General features: G+C 45.2%; 7 protein-coding genes and 1 pseudogene. 2 read left to right on the plus strand and 6 right to left on the minus strand.

Annotation, left to right across the window (positions count from 1 at the left end):
- Positions 1-231: 231 nt before the first annotated feature.
- The 5 genes and pseudogenes from QUA13_RS30530 to QUA13_RS30550 form a co-directional block, all read right to left on the minus strand.
- Positions 232-1,686 (minus strand): adenylate/guanylate cyclase domain-containing protein, encoded by a 1,455-nt coding sequence (locus QUA13_RS30530; protein WP_333204599.1) that lies wholly within the window; start codon positions 1,684-1,686, stop codon positions 232-234.
- Between the two features lie 70 nt (positions 1,687-1,756).
- The gene (locus tag QUA13_RS30535) at positions 1,757-2,101 is read right to left on the minus strand and encodes a slr1659 superfamily regulator (protein ID WP_333204601.1); all 345 of its coding nucleotides are present in this window, start codon (positions 2,099-2,101) and stop codon (positions 1,757-1,759) included.
- A gap of 46 nt (positions 2,102-2,147) precedes the next feature.
- A complete protein-coding gene (locus QUA13_RS30540; RefSeq protein ID WP_172189632.1) occupies positions 2,148-2,726 on the minus strand; it encodes a DUF6272 family protein in 579 nt (192 codons plus the stop codon).
- Positions 2,727-2,799: 73 nt separating this feature from the next.
- Positions 2,800-3,126, minus strand: a pseudogene (locus QUA13_RS30545) (PP2C family protein-serine/threonine phosphatase); the annotation flags it as partial.
- A gap of 243 nt (positions 3,127-3,369) precedes the next feature.
- Positions 3,370-3,789 (minus strand): hypothetical protein, encoded by a 420-nt coding sequence (locus QUA13_RS30550; RefSeq protein WP_333204604.1) that lies wholly within the window; start codon positions 3,787-3,789, stop codon positions 3,370-3,372.
- Positions 3,790-4,317: 528 nt separating this feature from the next.
- On the opposite strand from QUA13_RS30550, the gene QUA13_RS30555 reads away from it, so the two are divergent.
- Positions 4,318-4,899, plus strand: a complete 582-nt coding sequence (locus QUA13_RS30555) for a hypothetical protein (RefSeq protein ID WP_333188803.1) — start codon at positions 4,318-4,320, stop codon at positions 4,897-4,899.
- Positions 4,900-5,077: 178 nt separating this feature from the next.
- On the opposite strand, the gene mnmA is transcribed toward QUA13_RS30555, so the two are convergent.
- Entirely contained in the window at positions 5,078-6,166 is a 1,089-nt protein-coding gene (gene mnmA, locus QUA13_RS30560; protein WP_333204606.1) for a tRNA 2-thiouridine(34) synthase MnmA, read from the minus strand.
- 114 nt (positions 6,167-6,280) lie between these two features.
- Here mnmA and QUA13_RS30565 point away from each other — a divergent pair, with 114 nt between their 5' ends.
- Positions 6,281-7,930 (plus strand): NAD(P)H-hydrate dehydratase, encoded by a 1,650-nt coding sequence (locus QUA13_RS30565; RefSeq protein ID WP_333204609.1) that lies wholly within the window; start codon positions 6,281-6,283, stop codon positions 7,928-7,930.
- The last annotated feature ends 183 nt before the right edge of the window (positions 7,931-8,113 follow it).

Here is an 8,113-nt window from a genome sequence, read left to right on the forward strand (position 1 = left end):
AAAATTGGGACGTATTCTCCGCTTATAAAGCCAGTTTAGGCTTTGTTTGGGCTTAAAATTTGTTTAAGTCCCGCTAAGCTGAAACTCTTGGTTTTTCCATATCCTCTGCCTCGGCAAGGATTGCCCTGATACCGATCGCCTTGAAACCGTCATTCTACGGTTGGTAATCAAAAACTGTCCGAGGTGTTGACTAATGACTAATGACTAATGACTAATGACTAATAACTTGCTTTAAATTCCTTTGAGGAGCGATCGCCAATCCCGACAACGTTTCAGGTAAATACGAGCTACCGGATCGCTGGGATTTTTCCGCAAACACTCTTCAAACAATTTTCCCGCTTCCCGGAATTCCTTGCGATCGCACAGTAACATAGCTTCAGTATATACGGGCAAATTTGCTAGCTTAGCCGACCTAATTTCTGGCGGATCGGCATCAAATACCTCATAGACTACGACATATTGAGATTTTCCTTTTACTTGTACTTTATCCACAATCCGAATAGCATAATCAGCCGGATTTCGCAACCGTTCCAAAGTCTGCTGAGAAATTAACAGAGGTACGCCGTAATCTTTGGTCAATCCTTCAATTCGAGATGCCAAATTAACAGCATCGCTAATCACAGTGCTGTCCATTCGGCTTTTACCCCCGACTGTCCCCAGCATCAAAGAGCCAGAATTGATGCCAATGCCAATTTGAATTGGGATGTAGCCGACTTTTTGACGGTGTTCGTTGTAATTAGTTAGGGTATTTAACATTGCAATACCCGCTTTAACTGCATCATCTGCACAGTCGCTAAACAGAGCCATAATTGCATCGCCGATGTATTTGTCAATAAACCCGTTATTGCTAGTAATGGCAGGCTCCATTCGCGAAAGGTAAGCATTGATAAATTTAAAATTTTCTTCCGGCGTCAGAGTTTCCGAAAGCGCCGTGAAGTCGCGAATATCCGCAAACAGTACCGACATTTCCTGCTGCACTTGGTCGCCTAAATTGACATCTATAATACTTTCATATCCCAACAAATGTAGAAATTGATGTGGCACAAATCGCCCGTATGCATCAGTTAAGTCTAATTCGGCAGCTAGGGATTCTAGAGATTTATTCAATTTTAGATGGCGCTCAGCTTCAGATTGTTTGCGTTCCGTGATATCTTGAAAAACTGCGATCGCAAAAGCAACTTTGCCACCCTCATCAAAAATTGGCGTTCCCAAAATCTCAACGGAAACTTTCTTATCGGGTTGATGAATTTCCAGATCGTCAGATTTCGCGCTTTCGCCCCTCAAAGCTCGGACGATCGGCAAATTCTCGTAAGGGTAAATAGTATCAGTTCCCGCGATATAAATCTGATAACTTTCTGACAAATCCTCAACTGCATTTAACGGCAAAACCCCTTTACCGAATAACTGCTTTCCGGCGTGATTGACGTAGTAAGGTCTGCCTCGAGCATCGAGGACGGCCACGCCTATCGGAATCGCTTCCAGAAATTTAGCCAGCTTGATTTCGCCTTCCCGCACCGCCTCCAATGCTCGATAGCGCAACTCTGTTTCAATCGTATCTGAATGTTCAGCAGTAGTTTCCAGCAAGATTTCCAGATCCGCTTTTTCCTCCTTCAAGTCTTCCACTTGCTGGCGCAATCTTTCTATCTCTAAAAGTAGGTGTTCTCTAGATGGTTCTTCTTCCAGCATAACCTGAGAATTTGCGCCTCGACTAACAGAAAATTGCTCAACAGCCCGTACCCTAAAAGTAATCGTGTGTCTATAGTAATTCCAACTGCAAACCAGGCATCAGGCGCTGGAAATTCTTCAAAGATTTACCTTGCCAAGCTATGCGTTGAGAACCTTGTACTGCCATTTGCACCCGAGCTTTTTGTCGCACCTCGATAATAAACTTCGACAGCATATTGATGCCACCACTGTTCAAAAATTCTAACTGCTGCAAATTGAGGGTTATTTTCGTCTGTTCCACGTCGGCTGCCTTGCCCAGAAACTGCATTATCGGTGCGTACTCCGCAGGCCCCCTCAGCCTGAGAGAGCCAAAAAAACTCACGGTTGCCGTTGCTGGATCGTAACAGATCCGGTAATCTTCTGTCTTAATTTCCATTGTCGCAAAAAAAATTTCCTTAGATATTATCGATCGCCAGCGTTGCTTATACTGTTAATTGCACCATAGTTGTCACCGCAATTACTTCCGGGTCTTTTTGTACGGTCTGGAATTTCCAGCCAATTTTGGCGGTATAATCGGTGAGCATGGTCAACAAACCCAATCCAGAATCGATACATTTTTCGTCAGCAGCATTTTTTTCCAACTGTTGAATGTAAAGCTCGCTCGGCTCGGAAGCCAGCAATTGCTGAATGTAAGCCTGAAACTTTTCAACAGCTTGCGGAGAGATACTGTTAGCAACTGAGAAAATCACTCTGTCGCTCTCTAATTGCAGTTTAATGTCGATCGGGTACTCCGAGGTTTCATCATTAAACTTCATAGCATTTTCTAATAACTCGTTAGCAATGTAGCTAACGGCGCTTTTCATTTCAGCTTGTCTTTCAATTGTCGAGGGGTCGTCTTCATTTCCCGGAAAAAAAGTCGTCAAGTAGTCAGCCAGAAAATCCGCAGACAAACCGTTGTTCCGCCACCGCTGCTTCAGGGGGATCGAACTCGGAGAAAAGCCAATTATTAAGTATTCTTGGCTAGCTGACTGCTCGATGAAATCGCCGAAAGTCTGAATCATATCGATGTGAGAGGTAAAGTTTGAGAAGAGAAACATTACTGTATATATTTTAAGCTTGAGAAGAGAGATTTAATTAACTATTTTGTTTGAGTACCAGCAATGTGAAGTCATCAAAAACTTTTTGTTCGCCGATGTGCGATCGCACGTCCTTAATTACAGCGTGCCTGATTCCGGCAGCGGAACGCTGCCAATTAATCTCTATTACCTCAATTAACCTATCTAAAGCATAAAGCACTTTATCAATATTTTCAGCTTCCGTAATCCCGTCAGTGTACAGCACTACCACATCTCCTGAATGCAACGGCACAATTTTTTCAGCAACAAATTCAGCAATATCTGCATCCTGCCCGATCGGGAAACCCAAATCGACCGTATCAAATCGCTCTACAGAACCGTCTGCTCGAAAGAGTAATTAGTTGCGCTCTTTCTTCTGGTTTGGCCTCGGAATGCAGGCTAATTTTTTGAGAAATTAGCCTAATCTCTGACAAGATTTTTTCCATCTCTGCAAGCTTTAGCAAAGTAGCATTTATCAAATAATAGGTATCCAAATGTGGCTGTGAAATCAGATTGGAAGTATCGCAAACGCGAGCGCTCAGTCTATCAATGTCGCCAGCTAATTGTTGATATACAAAATTTTAATTTTCTAAACTCCACTGACTGTGGCGAAGTTTGAAGTTTTGCCAATCTTGATAAACTTTAGTAAACTTTGAATGCAAATTAATAGGTTTCCGAGCTGGATCTCGGTATTAACCAGGGATTGAAAGTTCGCGTCCATCTTAGCTTCTAAATCAGCTCTCGTATCTGGCAGGCTTAAATTTGTATTTAAAGGCTGATAATTTAAGAGTTGAAGTTTCGGTATGTATTCCCTCCACTGGCGCAGCCAGCGCAGGTATTGATTTCCGTAGATTTCTTTTGGGGAAAAATCAACCCTGCTGTTAATTTCCGAAATCAGCAGGTACATGACCAAGGTTAACGGTATTGCAAATATGAAACCGATTAAGGTAAATTTTTGAGGATAGCTCAGCCTATTCATTAAATGGATGCCCGGGGATTTTCTGTTCATAGTCGATAGATTTCAACAATATTGTACTAAAAAAGTAGCGATCGCTACTAAAGTAGTTTCGGGGACGATCGCTCTTGAAAACCACAATGCTAATACAATTAATCAGCGATAGCTGATTTAATTTCTAATGCGTTTTTGTCCTGTTGCAACAAATTTTGTGGCATCCCTGTGATATCCTAGGCTCAGCTCGCCTCCCACAGTCTAAAACACCTTTAGCAGTTTTGGAACGATGAATAGTCATTTGTACCCAAATTTTTGGGCAGAATTAGATGCTTTTAAGAATATTTACTTAAGCATAAATTTTTCTTAATACCCCCAGACTAAGGGTAAAAATTAAGTAATAACTGGGTAGTGCAAGTTTCCTGAAACACAAGTGCCCGCAGCGAGTAGAAAATACTTGGGCCGCACCAGCAGTCAAGTCGGTTCTGCACAAAGGAACCAACAGCACCACCAACAGTGTCTCAATCAGTATCTGCAGTTGAGTGTTCAGGAGCGATCGCGCATTGTGTAAAGTGAGGCAGAAGGCATATGATGAAACGAATCTCCAAAAATAACTCTCAAAACAATCAAAACCGAGACCAAAAGCAGCCCAATCCTTTAATATTGGCTTTGGTGCTAACAGGAATTCTGGCCTGGGAAATGTATCCGGCGCTAAGACAAACCGCAGCAGCTAACGCGGGCGCTCTCAAACATTCCCTCAGCCTGTTGGAAAGCCAACCACAGCAAATCGCGCAGCAATTTTCCGCTGCCGCGATGCCCCAAAAAATCAGCTATTCGGTATTTGCACTCAATAGTCTAATTTCCGAACCGGGCAATTTGGCCGAGGGTACGCGCCAAAATCCCCCGAACCAATTGCCCGCAACTGTAGCAGCAGCAGTTCGCCAAAACTTGTCGCGCTCCACTGGCATTGCTGCTGACAAGTTGAAAGTAACTGAATCGAGCAGACAAAGTTGGTCAAATACTTGTTTAGGACTCGCAAAAGCTGATGAAATTTGCGGTCAAATGATTGTCAAAGGTTGGCGGGTTGTGGTTTCTGATGGTAGGCAAACTTGGGTTTACCGCACTAATGCTAGGGGAAATGTGTTGCGCTTGGAAAAGAAAGTTAGGTAAATGTACCCCTGTGAAATGAAAAATAAATTTCCTTTTGGAACAGGCAAGATGCCTGTTGCACAAAGAGTGAGTTTTTTTGTGGGTGGGACTCACAAACAGGCAAGATGCCTGTGAAGCGAAGAGTGAGTTTTTTTGTGGGTGGTTTCTTGTGGGGGGGGCTTCTAGCCCGCCCCTTGCCTTAATTTGGGAGTTGGTTTCTTTCGATGATGCCGCCGCCCAAGAGCACGTCTCCGTCATACCAAACAGCCGCTTGTCCGGGGGTAACGCTCAACTGCGGTTCGTCAAAAATTAACTTAACTCTTGTACCGCCGGCGTTTTCTTCTCCCGCAGTTTCCAGGGGAATTATAGTCGCTGGGACGGGGTGCGATCGATAGCGAATCTGTACCTGAGCCCGAATCGGAGCCGTCGGCGCAGCCACAGAAACCCAATTCACTTTCTGGACAGTACATTCAGATTCTACCGCCAACTGCCGATCGCCCACAACTACCCGATTGCCAGCAGCATCGAGTTCAATCACGTACAGCGGTTCCGGTGCAGCAATCCCGAGTCCCTTCCGCTGGCCGATGGTGTAGTGGTGCACGCCGTCGTGCTGTCCGAGTACCCGCCCTGACTTGTCCACAATGTCACCCTTTTGCGGCGCAATGTACTTATCCAGAAAAGCCCGCATCGAACCGTTACTTTCCACTAAGCACAAATCCTGACTTTCCGGCTTATCAGCAGTTTTCAAGCCAAATTCCGCCGCAATTCTGCGAGTTTCCGTCTTGGTAATTCCCCCCAAAGGAAACTCCGTACCCGCCAACAAATCCTGTGTTAGATCGTACAAGAAATAAGACTGATCTTTCGCAGGGTCGATCGCCCGCAGCAACTGATAGCGACCAGTAGCAGCATCGTAAGTAATCCGAGCGTAGTGCCCTGTAGCAATTTTTTCAATTCCGAGTTCTTCGCGAGCATACTTGAGCATCGGGCCGAACTTCACAGTTTTATTGCACTGCGAACAAGGCAGAGGCGTAATTCCTGCACTGTAACCTTCCACCAAATAATCGACAATACTTGCCTGAAAGACCTCGCGGCTGTCAACAATGTGGTGGGGTACGCCCAAATCTTCGCAAATTTTAGCTGCATCGACCATTCCCTCAGAGCAGCACTGACCTTTGCCCTTCATCAACCACAGCGTTAAACCCACCACTTCATATCCCTGATGGTGTAAAATTGCGGCTGCTGCGGAACTATCGACCCCGCCGGAGAGGCCTACAACAATCTTGTTCATGGTTGGAGAGAAATTGCTATTTTACTGTGAGTTAGTTCGATCGAGCTAATTTATTATACCACAAAGATACTACAACTTGCCACTGCTGCTGTTAGCTGAAATTTTAACACTAATATGACTATTCAAAAATTTGTTGTCACCGCCGACCAAATGCGGCAAATAGAAACCAGAATTTTTGCTGCTGGAATGCCAGTCGCAGCTTTAATGGAAAAAGTCGCGGGACTGATTGCTAGGCGCATTCAGGAGCTTTTGAAGGGGGAAGGAAGTTCGGCAACAGATTGTATAACGGATGTAACGGATAGAAGGAATAGGGGAGAATGGAAAAAAATTGACAATTCTCAATTGCCAGTTATCGGCGTATTGGTTGGGCCGGGACACAACGGCGGCGATGCTTTGGTTGTTGCCCGCGAATTGCACTTTCAAGGGTTCCAAGTAGTTATTTACTGCCCGTTTTCTAAACTAAAAGAACTAACAAAAAATCACGCTGATTATGCGCGTTGTTTAAATATTCCATTTGTTGACAAAATTGAACCGCTGAAAAACTGCGATTTGCTCGTAGATGGTTTATTTGGATTTGGATTAGAACGAGAAATTAATAACGCCACAGGCGCAGCTATTGACGAAATAAATAATTTAAACATCCCCGTTTTTAGTATAGACATTCCCTCGGGACTTCATACAGATACCGGAGAAGTTTTGGGTACGGCAATCAGGGCAAAACATACATTATGTTTGGGCTTGTGGAAAATGGCATTTCTGCAAGACAGAGCCTTAGAATATATCGGCATTTCAGAATTAATTGATTTTGATATTCCCGCAGCAGATATTGCAGCAATATTGGGCGAAACGCCAGCAATACAACGCATTACAAAAGCATCGGCAACTCAGCATTTGCCGTTACCCCGATCGCCAATTTCGCACAAGTACACCAACGGTCACTTACTAATTATTGCAGGTTCCCGCCGCTACAGCGGAGCCGCAATTTTGTCTGCATTGGGAGCAAGAGCCAGCGGTGTCGGAATGCTGTCAATCGCTGTTCCTGAGTCGATTAAACCGATGTTGAGCAGTCAGTTGCCAGAGGCATTAGTTATAGGATGTCCCGAAACCCAAAGCGGTGCAATTAGCGAGTTGCCAGTAGCAATTGATTTGGGCACCTATGATGCGATCGCCGCAGGGCCAGGTCTGACATTGGAAGCGGCAATAGCTGTAGAATCTGTACTGGAGAGCGATCGACCTCTCGTTTTAGATGCTGACGGTTTAAATATCCTCGCTCAACTCGGCACAGTTCCGATTTTGTCCGAACGCTCAGCACTGACAATTATCACGCCTCACCCGGGGGAATTCAAGCGTTTATTTCCCGAATTAGCCGACGAAACCGGCGACGATCGAATTGCGGCAACTCAAGCAGCGGCTGAGCTTTGCGGTGCAACGATATTGCTCAAAGGAGCCAGAGTTTGCATAAGTTTGAAGGATGAGGGCGATTCCCTACGGGATAGCTGCGCTTCACGTACCATCACCTACCTCAATCCCGAAAGCACCCCAGCCCTCGCCAGAGGCGGCAGCGGCGATGTTCTCACAGGCTTGTTAGGGGGACTATTAGCAACTGCGATCGCCCGCAAATCCCCCGCCGAATCAGTTGCTGCAACAGCAGTTTGGTGGCACGCTCAAGCCGGAATCATGGCAGCCAAAGAACGGACGGAATTAGGAGTAGATGCCTTTACTTTGACACAGTATTTAATTCCAGCTTTGCGAGAATTTTCTTAGTAAACAATCAACAGGAGTTGGTAGGGTGCGCACCGCGCACCTTTGTATTTTGTGTACCCACCGCGCACCTTACCCGTTGGTTTGTAGTGACGACGGAAGTCCTCATAACAACAGTCCGGACAGTTTTTTGGGGTGAGTGGCGAGGAAAGCTATCCAAGGCTTAAAGTACAGTCATACATAAAA

This window comes from Microcoleus sp. S28C3 (assembly GCF_036700785.1).
GTDB classification, from domain to species: domain Bacteria; phylum Cyanobacteriota; class Cyanobacteriia; order Cyanobacteriales; family Microcoleaceae; genus Microcoleus; species Microcoleus asticus.

What these genes read in the sequence shown, in the direction of transcription:
- QUA13_RS30530 (WP_333204599.1), bottom strand. Translation starts at nt 1,686, where the DNA reads ATGCTGGAAGAAGAACCATCTAGAGAACACCTACTTTTAGAGATAGAA.
- QUA13_RS30535 (WP_333204601.1), bottom strand. Translation starts at nt 2,101, where the DNA reads ATGGAAATTAAGACAGAAGATTACCGGATCTGTTACGATCCAGCAACG.
- QUA13_RS30540 (WP_172189632.1), bottom strand. Translation starts at nt 2,726, where the DNA reads ATGATTCAGACTTTCGGCGATTTCATCGAGCAGTCAGCTAGCCAAGAA.
- QUA13_RS30550 (WP_333204604.1), bottom strand. Translation starts at nt 3,789, where the DNA reads ATGAACAGAAAATCCCCGGGCATCCATTTAATGAATAGGCTGAGCTAT.
- QUA13_RS30555 (WP_333188803.1), top strand. Translation starts at nt 4,318, where the DNA reads ATGATGAAACGAATCTCCAAAAATAACTCTCAAAACAATCAAAACCGA.
- mnmA (WP_333204606.1), bottom strand. Translation starts at nt 6,166, where the DNA reads ATGAACAAGATTGTTGTAGGCCTCTCCGGCGGGGTCGATAGTTCCGCA.
- QUA13_RS30565 (WP_333204609.1), top strand. Translation starts at nt 6,281, where the DNA reads ATGACTATTCAAAAATTTGTTGTCACCGCCGACCAAATGCGGCAAATA.